The organism is Stenotrophomonas sp. UBA7606 (genome assembly GCF_002477705.1).
Classification (GTDB): Bacteria; Pseudomonadota; Gammaproteobacteria; order Xanthomonadales; family Xanthomonadaceae; genus Stenotrophomonas.
Window position 1 is genome coordinate 1 of sequence record NZ_DLJW01000048.1, and the last position, 18,323, is coordinate 18,323.

Annotated in this window: 16 protein-coding genes; 7 read left to right on the forward strand and 9 right to left on the reverse strand. The window is 63.0% G+C overall.

Annotated features, from left to right (window positions below; all coding sequences use genetic code 11):
• The coding region (locus B2527_RS06900) for an acetyl-CoA C-acyltransferase (RefSeq protein ID WP_293706825.1) at positions 1–990 on the forward strand (990 nt) is incomplete at its 5' end.
• A 316-nt stretch (positions 991–1,306) separates the two neighbouring features.
• Here B2527_RS06900 and galU read toward each other — a convergent pair.
• The 8 genes from galU to cmk form a co-directional block, all read right to left on the reverse strand.
• On the reverse strand, positions 1,307–2,185 hold the full coding sequence (galU, locus tag B2527_RS06905) for a UTP--glucose-1-phosphate uridylyltransferase GalU (protein WP_293706826.1): 879 nt from the start codon (positions 2,183–2,185) through the stop codon (positions 1,307–1,309).
• On the reverse strand, positions 2,185–4,107 hold the full coding sequence (locus B2527_RS06910; protein WP_293707491.1) for a polysaccharide biosynthesis protein: 1,923 nt from the start codon (positions 4,105–4,107) through the stop codon (positions 2,185–2,187). The genes galU and B2527_RS06910 overlap by 1 nt, the downstream gene beginning before the upstream one ends.
• A 5-nt stretch (positions 4,108–4,112) precedes the next feature.
• Positions 4,113–4,847 (reverse strand): lipopolysaccharide biosynthesis protein, encoded by a 735-nt coding sequence (locus B2527_RS06915; protein WP_414717027.1) that lies wholly within the window; start codon positions 4,845–4,847, stop codon positions 4,113–4,115.
• Positions 4,848–5,093: 246 nt separating this feature from the next.
• Positions 5,094–6,272: a lipopolysaccharide assembly protein LapB gene (lapB, locus tag B2527_RS06920; protein ID WP_293706827.1), complete on the reverse strand. Its 1,179-nt coding sequence runs from the start codon at positions 6,270–6,272 to the stop codon at positions 5,094–5,096.
• 6 nt (positions 6,273–6,278) lie between these two features.
• Positions 6,279–6,575: a lipopolysaccharide assembly protein LapA domain-containing protein gene (locus B2527_RS06925; RefSeq protein ID WP_293706828.1), complete on the reverse strand. Its 297-nt coding sequence runs from the start codon at positions 6,573–6,575 to the stop codon at positions 6,279–6,281.
• Between the two features lie 89 nt (positions 6,576–6,664).
• The gene (locus B2527_RS06930) at positions 6,665–6,970 is read right to left on the reverse strand and encodes an integration host factor subunit beta (protein WP_293706829.1); all 306 of its coding nucleotides are present in this window, start codon (positions 6,968–6,970) and stop codon (positions 6,665–6,667) included.
• A gap of 87 nt (positions 6,971–7,057) precedes the next feature.
• The gene (gene rpsA / locus B2527_RS06935) at positions 7,058–8,743 is read right to left on the reverse strand and encodes a 30S ribosomal protein S1 (RefSeq protein WP_293706830.1); all 1,686 of its coding nucleotides are present in this window, start codon (positions 8,741–8,743) and stop codon (positions 7,058–7,060) included.
• Positions 8,744–8,937: 194 nt separating this feature from the next.
• Positions 8,938–9,612, reverse strand: coding sequence for a (d)CMP kinase (cmk, locus tag B2527_RS06940; protein ID WP_293706831.1), 675 nt, complete (start codon positions 9,610–9,612; stop codon positions 8,938–8,940).
• A gap of 189 nt (positions 9,613–9,801) precedes the next feature.
• On the opposite strand from cmk, the gene ykgO reads away from it, so the two are divergent.
• The 6 genes from ykgO (at position 9,802) to B2527_RS06970 (ending at position 14,807) form a co-directional block, all read left to right on the forward strand.
• Entirely contained in the window at positions 9,802–9,927 is a 126-nt protein-coding gene (gene ykgO, locus B2527_RS06945) for a type B 50S ribosomal protein L36 (protein ID WP_005409283.1), read from the forward strand.
• A gap of 209 nt (positions 9,928–10,136) precedes the next feature.
• Positions 10,137–10,466 (forward strand): hypothetical protein, encoded by a 330-nt coding sequence (locus tag B2527_RS06950; protein ID WP_293707152.1) that lies wholly within the window; start codon positions 10,137–10,139, stop codon positions 10,464–10,466.
• Between the two features lie 68 nt (positions 10,467–10,534).
• Positions 10,535–11,572: an agmatine deiminase family protein gene (locus tag B2527_RS06955; RefSeq protein WP_293707154.1), complete on the forward strand. Its 1,038-nt coding sequence runs from the start codon at positions 10,535–10,537 to the stop codon at positions 11,570–11,572.
• A gap of 580 nt (positions 11,573–12,152) precedes the next feature.
• Complete coding sequence (locus B2527_RS06960) at positions 12,153–13,040, forward strand: carbon-nitrogen hydrolase (protein WP_293707156.1); 888 nt, start codon at positions 12,153–12,155, stop codon at positions 13,038–13,040.
• Between the two features lie 11 nt (positions 13,041–13,051).
• Positions 13,052–13,582 carry a GNAT family N-acetyltransferase gene (locus tag B2527_RS06965; RefSeq protein ID WP_293707158.1) on the forward strand — a complete coding sequence of 177 codons (531 nt, stop codon included), beginning with the start codon at positions 13,052–13,054 and terminating at the stop codon, positions 13,580–13,582.
• Entirely contained in the window at positions 13,575–14,807 is a 1,233-nt protein-coding gene (locus tag B2527_RS06970; RefSeq protein WP_414717028.1) for a TraB/GumN family protein, read from the forward strand. The genes B2527_RS06965 and B2527_RS06970 overlap by 8 nt, the downstream gene beginning before the upstream one ends.
• Positions 14,808–15,250: 443 nt before the next feature.
• On the opposite strand, the gene B2527_RS06975 is transcribed toward B2527_RS06970, so the two are convergent.
• Positions 15,251–18,322, reverse strand: a complete 3,072-nt coding sequence (locus B2527_RS06975; RefSeq protein ID WP_293707162.1) for an efflux RND transporter permease subunit — start codon at positions 18,320–18,322, stop codon at positions 15,251–15,253.
• Position 18,323 lies beyond the last annotated feature (1 nt).

Below are 18,323 nucleotides of genomic sequence, written 5' to 3' on the forward strand. Positions count from 1 at the left end.
CGCATCGGCGTGCTGCTGGCAGGCCTGCCCAACACCATCGCCGCGCAGACGGTGAACCGCTTCTGCTCGTCCGGCCTGCAGGCCGTGGCGATGGCGGCTGACCAGATCCGCCTGGGCAACAGCGACCTGATGCTGGCCGGCGGTACCGAGTCGATGTCGATGGTGCCGATGATGGGCAACAAGATCGCGATGGCACCTAGCGTGTTCGACAACGACCACGTCGCCATTGCCTACGGCATGGGCATCACCGCCGAGAAGGTCGCCGAGGAATGGAAGGTCTCGCGCGAGGAGCAGGACGCCTTCGCCCTGGCCTCGCACCAGAAGGCCATCGCTGCGATCCAGAACGGCGAGTTCAAGGACGAGATCAGCCCCTACGACATCGTCTCGCACCTGCCTGACCTGGCTGATGGCAAGCGCATCATCACCCGCAACAAGCTGGCCGATACCGACGAAGGCCCGCGCCTGGATTCGTCCGCCGAAGGCCTGGCCAAGCTGCGCCCGGTGTTCCGCAATGGCCAGTTCGGCGGTTCGGTGACTGCAGGCAATTCCTCACAGATGAGCGACGGTGCCGGTGCGGTGCTGCTGGCCTCCGAGCAGGCGATCAAGGACTACGGCCTGACCCCGCTGGCCCGCTTCGTCAGCTTCTCGGTCGCCGGCGTGCGCCCGGAAGTGATGGGCATCGGCCCGATCGCAGCGATTCCGAAGGCATTGAAGCAGGCTGGCCTGAGCCAGGATCAGCTGGACTGGATCGAACTCAATGAGGCCTTTGCCGCCCAGTCGTTGGCGGTGATCCGCGATTGCGGCCTGGACCCGTCCAAGGTCAACCCGCTGGGCGGCGCCATCGCCCTGGGCCACCCGCTGGGTGCAACCGGCGCGATCCGTACCGCCACCCTGTTGCACGGCCTGCGCCGCCGCCAGCAGAAGTACGGCATGGTGACCATGTGCATCGGCACCGGCATGGGTGCAGCGGGTATTTTCGAATCGCTGTAAGCGATCTGCTGCGCTGTTTATTGAAGAAGGCGGCCTGAGGGCCGCCTTCTTTTTGAGCGCATCGCGAAGAGCCCCCCTCTCCCAACCCCTCTCCCGCAAGGGCAGAGGGCTACAGCTGCAGTTGCTGGGAATGCCTGCGCTCGCAGCGACTCAAGCCCCTCTCCCCTTGCGGGAGAGGGGTTGGGGAGAGGGGGAGCTTTGCGCGCCGTTCTACTTGCACCCCCCCGGGGGCCAGAAACAGAAAAGCAGCCTGGCGGCTGCTTTTCCAATCAACACAATTGATAGACGACATCTGCTTCCAGAATGCTCGCAGCGCTTACTCCGCCAGCATCTTCTGCATGGCCGCCCGTGCCGGCCCGGCCAGCTTCTCGTTCTCCAGCGCAAAGCGCACGGTCGCTTCGATCAACCCCAGATGGGTGCCACAGTCAAAGCGCGTGCCCTCGAAACGGTACGCATCCACCTGCTCGGTCTGGAGCAGCTGCGCAATCGCGTCGGTCAGCTGGATCTCGCCACCGGCACCGGTACCGGTTGCTTCCAGCAACTCGAAGATCTTCGGGCTGAGCACGTAGCGCCCCACCACCGCCAGATCACTGGGCGCATCTTCCGGCTTCGGCTTCTCAACGATCTGGGTGATATGCCCCTTGCGGCCATCGAACCTGTCGGTCGCGACGATGCCATAGCTGCCGGTCTTGTCGTGCGGCACGTCTTCCACCGCAATGACGCTGGCGCCGGTGGCAGCGTTCAGGTCAGCCATCTGCTTGAGCGCGCCGTCGCCGCGGTTCCAGATCAGGTCATCCGGCAGCAGCACCGCAAAGGGCTCGTTGCCGACGATCGCCTTGGCACACAGCACCGCATGGCCCAGCCCCAGCGCCTCGGTCTGGGTCACGAACACCGCGCGCACGCCCTTGGGCAGCACATGCCGGATCAGCTCCAACTGCTCCTGCTTGCCGGCGCGCTCGAGCTTCTGCTCCAGCTCGTAGGCCTTGTCGAAATAATCAGCAACCGCATGCTTGTAGCGGTTGGTGATGAAGATCAACGTGTCGCAACCGGCCTCGATCGCCTCATCAACCGCGTACTGGATCAGCGGCCGGTCAATGATCGGCAACATTTCCTTTGGCACGGTCTTGGTCGCCGGCAGAAACCGGGTACCAAGACCCGCAACAGGAAAGACCGCCTTCTTTATACGTGCTTGCATCAATAATTCCTTCCAGCTTCCTTCGAGGGGAATGGGACGATATTGGCCTTGGCCCCGGTGTTGCGCGCCGCCGGCACATCCAGTGGCAGGAATTCAGGAACGGTACTGCGCAGGATCGCGTGCAGCGCCGCCACATCATAGGAGGCAACCGCCGCCCTCAACTCGGCCACATTGGCCAACACCTTGTCTACCGAGAACTCGCGCGGCCCCGCTTCCAGCACCTTCGGATGCGAAGTGGGGTGGCAATTCTCGTCTGCGTAGAACAAGGTTTCGTGAAGCTTTTCACCCGCGCGCAGGCCGGTATAGACAATCGGGATATCAACGCCAGGCACCTTGCCGGCCAACCGGATCAACTGTTCGGCCAGGTGCCGGATCAGCACGGGCTCGCCCATGTCCAGCATATAGATGGCACCGCGCGACGATGAAGCGGCCGCCTGCAGAATCAGCAGGCAGGCTTCCGGGATCGTCATGAAATAGCGCGTCACATCAGGATGGGTCACAGTAACCGGCCCTCCTTTGCTGATCTGCTCGCGGAACAAGGGCACCACACTGCCAACCGATCCCAGCACATTGCCGAAGCGCACCGTGACAAAACGGGTGTTGCCGGGGCGCTTGTTCAAGCTCTGGCAGATCATTTCGGCGTAGCGCTTGCTGGCGCCGAGCGCATTGACCGGATCCACTGCCTTGTCGGTGGAGATGAACACGAAGTTCTCCACCCCACGCTCCACGCAGGCACTGGCCACACACTCCGTCGCCAGGGTGTTGTTGCGCACCGCCTCGCGCAGCTGATTCTCCAGCAGGGGCACCTGCTTGTAGGCAGCCGCATGGAACACCGTATCCGGGCGATAGATGTCCAGTACGTGCCGGACCACGGCGGGGTCGCCGCAATCGCCCAGTACGCCACTGACCTTCAATTCGGGAAAGTTACGTCGCAGCTCGGCCTGGATGTTGATCATCAGCAACTCGCTGATCTCCAGCACAACGACCTCCGCCACCCCGTGGCGGGCACATTGTCGGCACAGCTCCGAGCCGATCGAACCGCCGCCGCCGGTAACCAGCACGGTGCGACCGCGCAACCAGCCACGCAGCAACCCCCAGTCCGGCAGGATGGCCTTGCGACCCAACAGGTCCTCGATCGCTACTTCCTTCAACTGGCCGGGCAGCGAGCTGCCCTCCAGCACATCACTGAGCCTGGGAACGGTACGGAACGGCAGCCCCGTTGCCTCGCACAACCCCACCACCCGCTGCATGCCCGCCGCATCCAGTGTGGGAATGGCAATCACCAGCAACTTGGCATCCACTTCCTTGGCCACGGTTACCACATCGGACAGCGTGCCGAGAATGGGCGCGCCATGCAGGTTCGCGCCCTGCAGCGCCGGCGAGTCATCCAGCAGACCGACCGGCACATAGGTCCCCGAGCGGCGCAGGTCCTTGACCAGGGTTTCCGCCGCCAAGCCGGCACCCAGCACCAGCACACGCCTTGCGCGGGCGTCCGAGTTGACGGCCTGATAATCCTTCCAGGCCCGGTAAAGCAACCGGGGCGTTCCCAGCAACGCGGACAAGGCGAACGGATAGACCACCAACACCGACATTGGAATACCTTCCAAGCGCCGGTAGCTGAAGACCACAACAATGGCCAGCAACCCGATGAAGCAGGCTTTGAAGATGTTGATCAGGTCTGCAACGCTGGCAAAGCGCCACAGGCCGCGGTACAGGCCTACCTTGCCGAAGGCCAGCGCCTGCAGGCCAAGCACAATGGCCACGTCAAGCGAGAACAAGGGCAATTGCGGCGAGTGGTCGAGCAGGGCATAACGCGCCATGAACAGGCCCTGCCAACACAGCCAGACCATTACCAGATCGTGCAGCATCACCGCATAACGCGCGCCGCCACCGTTGGTGCTGTCTCTATGCTCGCCCGACATCTTGATCATCCTGGTTGATACGCCCTCGCGCGCAGAAGGAACCAGGCCGCCGTACCCACGGCTACCCACGTAACACCCCCTGCCCACCCCCACTCCGGAGGAAGCCCTGAAAACAGCGCAGCGAGTATAGCCCCGACAATGCTGAACAGGGCGTACAGGAATGTCACAAAAACATGGCTACGTTCATTCTTTACCCATACCTGGTAAAGATGCTGTGTATGCGCCTGCATCCAGGATTCACCACGTGCCATCCGCCCCAACAAGGTGAGACCGGCATCTACGAAAAAAGCCGTGGGCAACATCAGCCACAACGGCAGCGCAACATCGGTGACGCTGATGCCCAGCGCCAGCAGGCCCGCGACCAGATACCCCAGCGCACCACTCCCGACATCGCCCATGAAGATGCGGGCACGCGGAAAGTTGAAGGGCAGGAAACCCGCACAGCCGGCCACCAAGCTCCAAGCAGCGAGCGCATAGGGGGCCGGCAGCAACAGCCCCGCCCCAATCCCCACGATGATGGCCTGGGTGCTGGCCAGCCCATTGATCCCATCCATGAAGTTCCAGATGTTGATCAAGGACACACCCAACAATGCGCACAACAGCGCCTTCCAGAGGATGCCCGTGCCCTGCCAGACCAACCAGCCAAGCAGCAGCCCTGCCAGCAGATGTATGAACAGACGTGGCAAGGCGGGCAACGGCTTGTGGTCGTCCCACCAGCCAATACCCGCAACCAGCAGCAAGCCCAGCGCAAAAGCCGTCAGGGTCAGTGCCGCCTGGGGCAGCCAGATCCCCCCCAGCACGCAGGCCAGCAGCTGGGAAACAACGATGCCGACACCGCCACCGCGCGGGGTGGAAACACGATGGCTGCGGCGTTCGCCAGGCAGGTCAAACAACTGCCGTCGCCGCGCGTATCGGATCGCAGCCCAGGTAACCACCGCCCCCACTGCGCAGATCACCAGCAGCCAAGGAAAGCTCGACCGCACCGGTCAGAGCACCGCGAAATTCAGCAATGGCTTGACCGTACCCCACTCCTTGCAGCTCGGGCACTGCCAGTGGTGGGTGCGCGCACCAAATCCGCAGCGGGTGCAGCGGTACGCCGGATTACGCACCAGCAACTGGTCGGTGATGTGCTTCAGATCCTGCAGGGTCGCAACCGGATCGGCACCCTCGGCCAGTGTCAGGTCGATCAGTGCGGACTCACCACGCACCGAGGGGCGATCCTTCAGCTGGCGCCCCAGATAGGCGCGCGCCGGCGCCGGCCCTTCCTGCTCTTCCATCAACCGGGTCAACGCCAACACCGGCGCGATGCCACGGTAGTGCTCGGTCATCTCGGCCAGGAAGGCACGGGCACCGGCAATGTCACCGACGTTGCGGTAGTTCTTGAGCAGCTGCGGCAGGATCTCCGGCAGATAGTCCGGATCGTTGCGCGCAGCCCGTTCGAATGCCCGCACTGCCGCCTCATCATTGCCGAAGTCGCTTTCCAGGCGCCCCTCGATGATGCCGGCACGCACGCTCATCGCATCGGCGGCATTGGCACGGTTGATCGCCGCGCGCGCATCTTCCAACCGCCCGGCAGCACGGTAGCGCTCAGCCAGCTCGCACTCGAACTGCCCGATCAGCTTGCCCATGGGCTCGTCAGTGACCGCCTCGTAGCGGGTGGCATTCTCGATCGCCTTCTCCCAGTCACGCTCGGCCTGGTAGATGCTGATCAGGTGCTTGAGCGCCTGCGGCGCACGCTGGTCCAGTTGCGCCAGCTCGGTGAACACCGTTTCGGCCCGGTCCAGCAGACCCGACTTCATGTAGTCCTCACCCAGGGCCAACAATGCCTGCACGCGCTGGGCGTCGCTGAGGTCATTGCGGTTCACCAGCCCCTGGTGCAAACGGATGGCGCGGTCCACTTCACCGCGGCGGCGGAACAGATGCCCCAGCGCCACCTGGGTTTCAAAGGTTTCCTTGTCCAGCTCGGCAATGTGCAGGAACAGCTCGATCGCCTTGTCAGGCTGCTCATTGAGCAGATAGTTCAGGCCACGGAAATAGGTACTGGAAAGGCGGCTGACCTGGTTCTCGCTATGCCGCTGGCCACCGCGGCGGCCGATCACCCAGCCACTGAGTGCTGCAATCGGCAGGAACAGGAAGAACCAGAACCACTCACTGATAAAAGCCATCTGTGATCAGCGCCCGTCAAAAGGTGAAGGAGTCTGTACCGGCGTCACCGGTTCCGGGGTTGCGGTCAGGGCCGCCTTGTTGGCGCGGCGCAGCTTGGCGTACATGGGAACCACCAGCGACGCCATGACCAGACCGCCACCGACCAAGGCACCCAATAACAGCGAGGCGATGATGGCAATACCCGAGGTGGTCTCGAGCACCCAGAAGGCCAGGCTAATCTTGATGGGCTCGGAGTTCAGCGACCCCACCACCAGACCACCGACCAATACGGCCAGCAGGATCAATAGACGAAAGACCTTCATGGCCGGCTGACTCCGTGGAAACAGCCTTTAGCTTACCGGTGCGGACATGAAACCGCAGCATGAATCGCCGCCAATGCGGCATCAACGGCTCAGGCCGGATCGCTTTCCAGCGGCACCACCGAGCTGACGCGCTCGCGCAGCTCCTTGCCCGGCTTGAAGTGCGGCACATGCTTGCCCGGCAGCGCGACCGATTCACCCGTCTTCGGGTTGCGACCCAGGCGCGGCGGACGGTAATGCAGAGAAAAACTACCAAAACCCCGGATCTCGATGCGATCACCCGAGGACAGCGACCCGCCCATCATTTCCAGCAAGGACTTCACCGCCAGATCGACATCATCAGCCTTCAGGTGCGCCTGGTTGCGCGCGAGGATTTCGATCAGTTCGGATTTGGTCATTGCGTACTCGTCAATGGCTGGGTCTTACCCTGAAACGGCCCGGACTGATGTCCGGGCCGCCAGGTCAAATCTACAACAGGAAGCCGATTACTCGGACTTGTTGCCGTTCAGCTGTGCGCGCAGCAGGGCGCCCAGCTGGGTGGTGCCGCTGGATGCCGAAGAGGACTGGTACTCTTCCAGCACTTCGCGCATTTCGGCATCGTCCTTGGCCTTGATCGACAGCTGCAGGGTACGGCCCTTGCGGTCCATGCCCACGAACTTGGCTTCGATCTTGTCGCCGACCTTCAGGAACTGGGTCGCGTCGTCGACGCGCTCGTTGGCGACGTCACGTGCCGAAACGTAACCTTCGATGCCGTCAGCCAGCTCGATGATTGCGCCCTTGGCATCAACTTCCTTCACGACGCCTTCGACCTTCGAACCCTTCGGGTTGGCAGCCATGTACTGGCCGAACGGATCCTGCTCAAGCTGCTTGACGCCCAGCGAGATGCGCTCGCGCTCCGGATCGACGGCCAGGACCACTGCGTCCAGGGTGTCGCCCTTCTTGAAGTTGCGGACCACGTCTTCGCCGGTGGTGTTCCAGCTGATGTCCGACAGGTGCACCAGGCCGTCGATACCGCCGTCCAGACCGATGAAGATGCCAAAGTCGGTGATCGACTTGATCTGGCCCGACACCTTGTCGCCCTTCTTGTGGATGGCAGCAAAGGTTTCCCACGGGTTGGCAGCAACCTGCTTCATGCCCAGCGAGATGCGACGACGCTCTTCATCGACGTCCAGCACCATCACTTCGACTTCATCACCAACCTGGACAACCTTGGACGGGTTGACGTTCTTGTTGGTCCAATCCATCTCGGACACGTGCACCAGACCTTCAACGCCCGGCTCGATCTCAACGAACGCGCCGTAATCGGTCACGTTGGAGACCTTGCCGAACACGCGGCTGTTGGCCGGGTAACGACGTGCGATGTTGTCCCACGGATCCTCGCCCAGCTGCTTCAGGCCCAGCGAAACGCGGTTGCGCTCGCGGTCGAACTTCAGCACGCGCACGTCCAGCTCGTCGCCGACGTTCACGACTTCGGAAGGATGGCGCACGCGCTTCCATGCCATGTCGGTGATGTGCAGCAGGCCGTCGATACCGCCCAGGTCCACGAATGCGCCGTAGTCGGTCAGATTCTTGACGACACCCTTCAGGATGGCGCCTTCCTGCAGCTTGTCCATCAGCTGCTCGCGCTCTTCCGAGTGCTCGCTCTCGACAACTGCACGACGCGACACGACCACGTTGTTACGCTTGCGGTCCAGCTTGATGAGCTTGAATTCCAGCTCCTTGCCTTCCAGGTAGGCCGGGTCGCGCACGGGGCGCACATCGACCAGCGAACCGGGCAGGAATGCGCGGACATCCTTGATGTCCACGGTGAAACCACCCTTGACCTTGCCGCTGATGCGGCCGGTGATGGTTTCGTTCTTTTCCAACGCTTCTTCCAGCTCGTCCCACACCATGGCGCGCTTTGCCTTCTCGCGCGACAGGACGGTTTCGCCGAAGCCGTTTTCGATGGAGTCCAGTGCAACCTTCACCTGGTCGCCCACGCCCACATCGATTTCGCCAGCGTCGTTACGGAACTGTTCGATCGGCACGATGCCTTCGGACTTCAGGCCGGCGTTGATCACGACCACGTCGCCGCGGACATCAACGACGGTACCGACAACGATGGCACCGGGCTTCAGCTTGGCCAGGTTGGCCTGACTGGCTTCAAACAGTTCTGCAAATGATTCGGTCATTAGATTTACTCAGTTGAACACACGGACAGCGGATCTGTTGCGGAAACCCGTACTGTCCAGCCTGTTGGACGACCCTGTGACAGCGGCCGCATGTGAATGAAAAAACCCACCACGCACCATTGCGTCGCGGGGTTGTTGCAACATCTTGGGTGCGACCGCGGCCGATTGCTCGACCGCGCTCAACGCCGCGTGGATCAGGTTTCCTTGGAAACCAGACCCAGCACCTTGGCAACGACGTCGTCGATGCCAATACCGCTGGTGTCGATGAGGATGGCGTCTTCGGCCGGCCTCAGGGGCGCCACTGCGCGCTGTGCATCACGGGCGTCGCGGGCCATGATCTCACGCAGGAGGTCATCAAAGTTAACCGAAACCCCTTTTTCTTTCAACTGTTTATGCCGCCTCTGGGCGCGTTCCTCGGCGCTGGCGGTCAGAAAAACCTTGAATGGGGCGTCCGGGAAGATGACGGTCCCCATATCCCGACCATCGGCCACCAGGCCCGGCGCAGTCCTGAATGCGCGCTGGCGCTCCTTCAGCGCCGCCCGCACCTCCGGGATGGCAGCAATGGCCGAGGCCAACGCCCCGGTGGTTTCCAGCCGCAGCTCATCGGTGGCGTCGGTGCCGTTGACCAGCACCCGCAGGTTTTCCCCCTGTTCAGCAAACTGCACCTTGGTATCAAAGGTGCAGCGCACCAGTGCCGACGCATCGGAGGTATCCAGATCAGCCCAGCTCGCTGCCACACCGACCGCACGGTACAGCGCGCCGGAATCGAGGTAGTGCCAGCCCAGCTGCCGCGCGACAATGCGACTGACGGTACCCTTGCCTGCCCCGGATGGGCCATCAATGGTGAGGACGGGGGGAAGCTGGCTCATCTGGCTGCCTGATCTGAACGGGAATCAGGCTATTCTAGCGCCCCGCGGCGCAGCACCGGCGGCCGATTTTGTGCAAGCACTTGAACCTGCATGGAATTGCCCGGTAGAATGGCGGGCTTGAACGAGCGTCATCCTGCATATCCGCGGCCGCGCTCCTGAGATCCCTACAGTTATCCGCCGAGGTATGCCATGAAAGTCCTGTCCTCCCTGAAGTCGGCGAAGGCCCGTCACCGTGATTGCAAGGTTGTGCGCCGTCGCGGCAAGATCTTCGTGATCTGCAAGTCGAACCCGCGCTTCAAGGCTCGCCAGCGCTGAGCCAACTGGCGCAAGCCGGTGCCTGCTCCGCAAGGAACAGGCGATGCCAAAAAGCCGCCTCCGGGCGGCTTTTTGCATGCCGGACGTCCCCCCGACACAGGGCTGACGATGACGCATTGCTGAGCACCCGGCTTAATAGCGACGCCGGACCGTTCTTTTGCCCACGTTTTTTGCTGTAATCGCAGCCTGTCCTCTGGGGAGATGTGACCATGAAGCAAGCAATCAAGATTCTGGGCCTGATCGCGGTACTGGCAACAGCACCGGCAGCGATGGCCGACACCCTGCTGATCGAACGCGCACAGGAAAAGCCGGCCGAGGCCATCCCGGCCCGCGGCCAGACCATGGCGCAGGTGGAAGCCCGCTTCGGCGCACCCAGCGAGCGCATGGACCCGCGCGGCGGCCAGAAGCGCCAGTGGCCCACCATCAACCGCTGGGTCTACCCTGCCTTTACCGTGTACTTCGAAAAGCAGCGCGTGATCGACGTGGTGGCCCGCCAGGCCAGCCCGGACGAGATCGGCCCGAAGCCGCCCATCCGCTGACGCACTTCCGGCAGCAGGCGCACACCTGCTGCCCCACCGCCCGACCGGGCCGACCGTAAACGAGAAGAATGAACGACACGCTCCGCTTTCCAGCCGAATGGGAAACCCAGTCCGGCGTATTGATTGCCTGGCCGAACGCCGACACCGACTGGGCCGAGCGCCTGGCCGAGGTCGAGGAAACCTACATCGCGCTGGTCAGCGCCATCACCCGCTTCCAGCCGGTGCTGATCTGCGTGGCCGACGATGACGTCGAGACCTATGCGGAAATGCGACTGCGCTCGAACCGCGTGGACATGGGGCGCGTGCAGTTTGTCACGGCCGCCTACGACGACACTTGGCTGCGCGACTCCGGCCCGATCACCCTCAAGCGCGCCGATGGCAGCTTCCAGCTGCTGGACTTCCGTTTCACCGGCTGGGGCGGCAAATTCGAGGCCAGCCTGGATGACCAACTGGTCGGCGTGCTCGACCAGGCCCAGGTGTTCAACAACGCGCAGGTGCGAAGCATCCCGTTCGCACTGGAAGGCGGCGCCATCGACACGGATGGTGCCGGCACCCTGCTGACCACCTGGCAGTGCCTGCACGAGCGCCACCCGGAGCGCGACCGCGCCTCGCTCAGCGCTGACATGGCCAACTGGATGCAGCAGGAGCGCGTGCTGTGGCTGGACCACGGCTACCTGGAAGGCGACGACACCGACGCCCATGTCGACACCCTCGCCCGCTTTGCCTCGGTCGACAGCATCGTCTACCAGAACTGCGATGACCCGCAGGACTCGCATTTCGCCGAGCTGCAGGCGATGGGCGCTGAACTGGCCGCGCTGCGCACCGCCGACGGCAAGCCCTACCGCCTGTTCCCGCTGCCGTGGGCGCAGCCGGTGCTGGACGAAGGCCGCCGCCTGGCTGCCTCGTATGCGAACTTCCTGATCATCAACGGCGCGGTGCTGATGCCGGCCTATGGTGATGCCGCCGATGATGCCGCGCGTGACGTGCTGGCGCAGGCCTTCCCGGACCGCGAGATCGTGCAGGTGCCCTGCCGCTCGCTGATCTGGCAGAACGGCAGCCTGCACTGCATCACCATGCAGCTGCCGGCCGGCCTGCTGAAGCACTGAACCCGACACATGGCGTACCGAGCCATGCTCGTCAGAGGCCTTACCAGCGAAAAGCGCCCTCACCCCAACCCCTCTCCCGTAAACGGGAGAGGGGCGCAAGCGTAGTGCCGAGCCATGCTCGGCAGGGGCTTTATCAGCGAAAAGCCACCCTCACCCCAACTCCTCTCCCGTAAACGGGAGAGGGGCGCAAGCGTAGTGCCGAGCCATGCTCGGCAGAGGCCTTACGAGCGAAAAGCCACCCTCACCCCAACCCCTCTCCCGTAAACGGGAGAGAGGCGCAAGCGTAGTGCCGAGCCATGCTCGGCAGAGGCCTTACGAGCGAAAAGCCACCCTCACCCCAACCCCTCTCCCGTAAACGGGAGAGGGACGCAAGCGTAGTGCCGAGCCATGCTCGGCTGCCCTTCGCCCACGTCCGTGCAATCCGGACCAGCTATGTACACATGTTCAGCCGAGCATGGCTCGGCCCTACCTGAGAAGCGCAAGCAACCGCATGGCACCACAGCCCCCTCCGTTCAGCCCTGACCACATAGCCAACGCGCATCCGCGTTAACATGCGCGTTTTCCACCGCAGGATCGCAGCATGAACTCGCGCAGCCCCCTTACCGTCGCCCTTGTCCAAGAGCGCAACCACGGTGACGCCGCCGCCAACCTCGCAGTGATCGATGCACGCGTGGCCGAAGCTGCCGCGCAGGGCGCGAAACTGGTGCTGCTGCAGGAACTGCACAACGCTCCGTACTTCTGCCAGCACGAGTCAGTGGACGAGTTCGACCTGGCCGAGCCTATCCCCGGCCCCAGCACCGAACACCTTGGCGCGCTGGCCAGAAAGCACGGCGTGGTCATCGTCGGCTCGCTGTTCGAGCGCCGCGCCGCCGGCCTGTACCACAACACCGCCGTGGTCTTTGAAAAGGACGGCAGCTTGCTGGGCAAGTACCGCAAGATGCACATCCCCGATGACCCGGGCTTCTACGAGAAGTTTTACTTCACCCCGGGCGACATCGGTTTCACCCCCATCGATACCTCGGTCGGCCGCCTCGGCGTGCTGGTCTGCTGGGACCAGTGGTACCCGGAAGCCGCGCGCCTGATGGCGCTGGCCGGCGCCGAGCTGCTGCTCTACCCCACCGCCATCGGCTGGGACCCGGACGATGTGCAGGACGAGAAGAACCGCCAGCGCGACGCCTGGGTGCTGAGCCACCGTGGCCACGCCGTGGCCAACGGCGTGCCGGTGCTGAGCTGCAACCGCGTGGGTCACGAAGCGTCGCCGCTGGGCGCCTCGGGCATCAACTTCTGGGGCAACAGCCACGTGCTGGGTCCGCAGGGCGAGTTCATCGCCGAAGCCGGCACTGATGCGACCCTGCTGGTGTGCGAAGTGGACCTGCAGCGCAGTGAACACGTGCGCCGTATCTGGCCGTTCCTGCGTGATCGCCGCATCGATGCCTACGGCGACCTGCTCAAGCGTTACATCGACTGACCGGACCCGAAATGAGCCTGCAGCTACGCCCCGCAACCCCCGCCGACATCCCGGCCATCACCGCGATCTATGCGGTGGAGGTGCGCGAACTGGTCAACACCTACGAATACGAGGTGCCCAGCGAAGCAGAAATGGCGCAGCGCATGCAGAGCATCACCGAGCACGGCTATCCCTACCTCGTCGCCACCATCGACGACGAGGTAGCCGGCTACGCCTATGCCAACAGCTACCGCGCCCGTATCGCCTATCAGTGGACCGTGGAGAACTCGATCTACGTGGATGCGCGCTTCCACGGCCAGGGCGTTGGCAAGGCGCTGATGCAGGCCCTGATCGCCGAATGCACCGCGCGCGGTTACCGGCAGATGATCGCGGTGATCGGCGAGCCGACCAATACCGCCTCGATCAAGCTGCACGAGCGCTTCGGCTTTGAGCTGATTGGCGTGTTCCGCGGCCTGGGCCGCAAGCACGGGCGCTGGCTGGACACCGTGCAGATGCAACGCGCACTCGGCGACGGTGCCGACAGCGCCCCCACCCATGAATGAAGCAATGACTGACACTTCTGTTGAAACCGGCAGCGAGCTGCTGGCCGGCCAGCCTGTGCGCGTGGTTGAACGCGACGGCGTGCGTTACACCTTGCTGGGGACTGCCCACGTCTCCGTGGCCAGCGTACAGGCCGTCGAGCAGGCCATTGGCTCCGGCCAGTACGACGCGGTTGCCGTCGAGCTGGACCCGCAACGCCTGCAGGCACTGACCAATCCCAATGCACTTGCCCAGCTCGATCTGGTCGAAGTAATCCGCAAGGGGCGCGTGGCACTGTTTGCCGCCAACCTGGCACTGGCCGCCTATCAGCGGCGCCTGGCCGAGCAGTTGGGTATCGAACCCGGTGCCGAACTCAAGCGTGCAGTGGAACTGGCCAAGGCCAATGATCTGCCGGTGCACCTGATTGATCGCGATGTCGGCCTGACCTTCCGCCGCGCCTCGCAGAGCCTGGGCTTCTTCGGCAAGATCAAGCTGGTGATGGGTCTGGGCGCCGGCCTGTTCTCATCCGAGGATGTGGGCGAAGACGAGATCGAGAAGCTCAAGCAGGGCGACATGCTGGAATCGAGCTTCGGCGAGTTCGCCAACGAAAGCCCGGCGCTGTACCAGGCCATCATCGGTGAGCGCGATCGCTATATGGCTACGCGTCTGCGTGAGGAACACAACAGCGAACAGCGCAATGTACTGGCGGTGGTTGGCGCGGGTCACCTTGCAGGGCTGGCCCGCTATCTGGAAACCGATAGCGAAGCTCCGGGTCCGCTGCGAGAGCAGCTGGAAGCGGTGCCGAAGAAGCGCAACATCCCATGGATCACGCTGGGCATTCTGGCCATCGTGCTGGGTGGCATTGGGTTTGGCTTCTGGAAGGGCGGCATGGGCATGGGTGCCGACATGTTGCTGACCTGGGCGATGTTTACCGGCGGCCTGGCTGGCCTGGGTGCGTTGCTTGCTGCCAGCCATCCGTTGAGCATTCTGACCGCGATCGTGGTTGCGCCGTTCAAGCCCTTCCGCCTGAGTATTCCTACCGGTGCGTTTGCGGCGCTGGTGGAGACGCGTCTGCGCAAGCCTACGTATCAGGATTTCCTGCAACTGCGTGATGATGCGCAGAGCCTGAAAGGCTGGTACCGAAATCGCGTTACCCGCATCGTGCTGACTTTCATGCTGACCAATATCGGCAGCATGCTAGGTTTGTGGCTTACCGGCTTCAGTGTTTATGGGAAGTTGGCTGGTTGAGGCCGTTGGGCCGTTGGGCCGTTGGGCCGTTGGGTCTTTGGGGCTTTGAAGCTTTGAGGCTGTAGAGCGCTAAAAGCGTAGAAGCGCCCTCACCCCTACCCCTCTCCCGTAAACGGGAGAGGGGATTGGATCTCATACATCTTCTTCTGCTGCAGCCTTCTCGGCTTACGGCAGCCAAAACCGCATCTCAAGCACCAGCTTTTGCTTCGGCTTTTGCTTCGGCTTCGGCTTTTGCTTCGGCTTCGGCTTCGGCTTTTGCTTCGGCTTCGGCTTCGGCTCTGCTTCGGCTTCTGCTCTCGCTCTTGCTCTGGCTTTTGTTTCGGCTGTCCCCTCTCCCGCATGCGGGAGAGGGGTAGGGGTGAGGGCAGCTCTTGCTTCAGCTGTTGCTCTTGCCTTCGCTGCTAACCGTCAAAGCAACTACAGCCGCCCTGCCCTACAGCCAATCAGCCCTCTACAACCGCCGCATGCTCCACCGGCGGCAAACCGCGCGCACGCCGCACCAACCGCGCCGTGCCGGTACGCAGATCATCCAACAACGCATAGATGGTCGGCAGGAACAACAAACTCACCACCGTCGAGAACGCCAGACCACCCGCAATCGCGCGTGCCATCGGGTAGTACGGCGGCATGCCATCGGCCGTGGTCGTATTCAAGGCAATCGGCACCATCGCCAGGATCGCCGTGCCCATCGTCATCATGATGGGTCGCAGTCGCTCGCGGCTGCCCTCGATCAGGGCCTCCGTGCGCGAGACCCCACGCCGGCGCAGGTTGTTGATGTGTTCGATCATCACAATGCCGTTGTTCACCACCACGCCCATCAGCACCAGGATGCCGATCACCGCCATGATGTTCATCTCGGTGCCGGTCAGCCAGAACAGCCAGTACACGCCGTAGATCGAGAACAGCACACAGGACATGATCGCTGCCGGGAACAACAACGACTCGAACACCGCCGCCATGATCACCACCATCAGGATCAGGGCGATGAAGATCGCCGTCACCATCTGGTCCATGCCGTCGAAGTTGATGTTGAAGCCCGCACCGTTGAAGGTATAACCGTAGCCCGGCGGGAACTGCACCCGGTCCAGGGTCTCCTCGACGGACTTGCGCGCCTGGTCCATCGGCACGTCCTTGGCCAGGCCGGCCTCGATACGCAGCATGGTCTGCCGGTTCAAGCGCTGGATGGAGTTGGCCGCCGGATTGACGTTGACGTCCACCATTGCCAGCAACGGGATCTCCTTGCCGCTGGAACTGCGTACCATGAACGAGGACAGGTCCTCGATGCTGTAGTTCTCCGAGTCCGAGAAACGTACATTGACTGGAATCTCGACGTCATCGCGGTGGAAGTCACGCAGCGATGAGCCACGCAGCGCCATGCCCACGAACTGCGCTACCTGCTGGGCACTGAAGCCATACGATGCTGCACGTTCGCGGTTGACCCGCACGGCCAGTTCGGCATTGGCATCGCCTACGTCCACGCGCACATCGCGCAGCTTGGGATTGCGCGCCAGGATCGGCACGATGTCATCGGCCAGCTCGCGCAAGGTCTGGCTTGAATCACCGACCAGACTGAACCGCAGGCCCTGCCCTTCGCTGCCCATGCCACCCGGCCAGCCGATACCGATCTTGGCACGCGCGGACTGTGGCAGCCCCTTGCGCACCTCTTCCTCGATCTTCTTGCTCTGCTCGCGGTCATCCACCGTCAGGTACAGGCGTGTCTGCGCCCAGCCCTGCTCGGCGAAACGGCTGTAGACGCGCTTGATCTTGAACTCGTCGCGGTTGGCGTTGACGAAGTCCTCGACACGCTGCACTTCCTTGCCCATCTCTTCCTTGGAATAAGAGCCCTTCCACTGATAGAAGATGTTGATCTCATCCGGATCATTGTCATCGCCACCGCCACTGGTGTGGGTCATCGGCCAGACGCTGAGCACCGACACCAGCACGATGCCGGCTACGCTCCAGCCCCGGTTCTGCAAGGTCCAGCGCAGTACCCGCGCATACCGCGCCTGCAGACGGCTGATGAACGGCGACTTCAATGCCGGAGGCGTCTTCATCCGTGCCGACAGCATCGGGATCAGGCTCACTGCCACCAGCCACGACGCCAACAACGAGAACGAGATGGTCAGCGCCAGCTGGGTCAGGTAAATGGTGATGATGTTCTTCTCACCGAACATCATCGGCAGGAACACCACGCAGTGGCACAAGGTACCGGCCGACAGCGCGATCGCCACGTGACGGGTACCGATGATCGAGGCCATCTCCGGTTTGCCAGGGTATTTCTCGCGCTCCTGGTAGATGCTCTCCACCACCACCACGGCGTTGTCCACCAACATGCCTACCGCCAGCAACAAGCCCATCATCGAGATGATGTTCAGGCTGATGCCGGTGAAGTACATGAAGCCCAAGGTCATGATGAAACAGATCGGGATCGCCATCGACACCATCAGCGTTGACGGCCAATGGCGCAGGAAGGCGTACAGCACGATCACCGACAACAACAGGCCGATCGCACCGGCTTCGGCCAGGGCCAACAGCGAGCTGGTGACCGCCTTGCCCGAGTCCCAGGCCACTTCGATATCCACCCCGCGCAGGGCCGGGTCGTCGCCCAGTCTCTCGACTTCCTTGCCTACCGCGCGCGACAGGTCCACCAGGTTCGCCGAGCGCTCCTTGTAGATGTCCACGCCCACGCTGGGCTTGCCTTCCATGCGGCGGACGTAGCTCATGCGCTGCGGCTGCAGGCTGACCTCGGCGATGTCGGACAGGCGGGTACCGCGGTTGTTGATCGGCAGGTCGCGCAGCTCCTGCACTTCCAGCAGCTCACCCTTGGGTTGCACGCGCAGGCGGCGGCCGTCCTCGGTGATCTGCCCGGCCGATACCGCGAAGTTGGCCGCCTGCAGCTTCTGCACCAGATCATTCAGGGCTACGCCATGCGCGCTGATGCGGTCCTTGTCCAGCGCGATCAGTACTTCCTGCTTGGCAACGCCTTCCACTTCAACACGGGCCACGCCGGGCAGACGCTCCAGGCGCTGCTTGATGGCACGCTCGATCATGTCAGCGCGCGCGGTCAGGTCTTCCTTGCTGTTCAGGCGCAGGCTGATGGCTTCCTGGTCACTGGTGCTCCAGCGCTGCACGTAATAACGGCGGAAGTCGTCCGGCAACTCGTCACGCACCGCGTCGATGCGCTCACGCGCTTCGGACGCGGCCATGGCGATATCGCGGTTCCAATCGCTGAATTCGACCTGGATCTGCCCGCCTTCGGCGTTGGCGCGCGAGTTCATCGTCTTGATGCCGGGCATCGTGGCGATGGCCTCTTCAACCGGCCGCAGCAGGTTGCGCTCCACTTCTTCCGGGGTCGAACCCGGGTACGGCAGTGCGATGAAGAAGAACGGGATCGATGCTTCCGGCTCCGACTCCAGCGGCAGCTTGAACGCAGCAATCAGGCCGATCACCACCATCGACACGAACAACATGATGGTGGTGACAGGGCGGCGGATGGACAGCTCGGTGATATTCATC

Excerpts from the sequence above, each read along its gene's own strand:
- galU (WP_293706826.1), bottom strand. The coding sequence starts at position 2,185 with ATGCAAGCACGTATAAAGAAGGCGGTCTTTCCTGTTGCGGGTCTTGGT.
- B2527_RS06910 (WP_293707491.1), bottom strand. The coding sequence starts at position 4,107 with ATGTCGGGCGAGCATAGAGACAGCACCAACGGTGGCGGCGCGCGTTAT.
- lapB (WP_293706827.1), bottom strand. The coding sequence starts at position 6,272 with ATGGCTTTTATCAGTGAGTGGTTCTGGTTCTTCCTGTTCCTGCCGATT.
- B2527_RS06925 (WP_293706828.1), bottom strand. The coding sequence starts at position 6,575 with ATGAAGGTCTTTCGTCTATTGATCCTGCTGGCCGTATTGGTCGGTGGT.
- B2527_RS06930 (WP_293706829.1), bottom strand. The coding sequence starts at position 6,970 with ATGACCAAATCCGAACTGATCGAAATCCTCGCGCGCAACCAGGCGCAC.
- rpsA (WP_293706830.1), bottom strand. The coding sequence starts at position 8,743 with ATGACCGAATCATTTGCAGAACTGTTTGAAGCCAGTCAGGCCAACCTG.
- cmk (WP_293706831.1), bottom strand. The coding sequence starts at position 9,612 with ATGAGCCAGCTTCCCCCCGTCCTCACCATTGATGGCCCATCCGGGGCA.
- ykgO (WP_005409283.1), top strand. The coding sequence starts at position 9,802 with ATGAAAGTCCTGTCCTCCCTGAAGTCGGCGAAGGCCCGTCACCGTGAT.
- B2527_RS06950 (WP_293707152.1), top strand. The coding sequence starts at position 10,137 with ATGAAGCAAGCAATCAAGATTCTGGGCCTGATCGCGGTACTGGCAACA.
- B2527_RS06955 (WP_293707154.1), top strand. The coding sequence starts at position 10,535 with ATGAACGACACGCTCCGCTTTCCAGCCGAATGGGAAACCCAGTCCGGC.
- B2527_RS06960 (WP_293707156.1), top strand. The coding sequence starts at position 12,153 with ATGAACTCGCGCAGCCCCCTTACCGTCGCCCTTGTCCAAGAGCGCAAC.
- B2527_RS06965 (WP_293707158.1), top strand. The coding sequence starts at position 13,052 with ATGAGCCTGCAGCTACGCCCCGCAACCCCCGCCGACATCCCGGCCATC.
- B2527_RS06970 (WP_414717028.1), top strand. The coding sequence starts at position 13,575 with ATGAATGAAGCAATGACTGACACTTCTGTTGAAACCGGCAGCGAGCTG.
- B2527_RS06975 (WP_293707162.1), bottom strand. The coding sequence starts at position 18,322 with ATGAATATCACCGAGCTGTCCATCCGCCGCCCTGTCACCACCATCATG.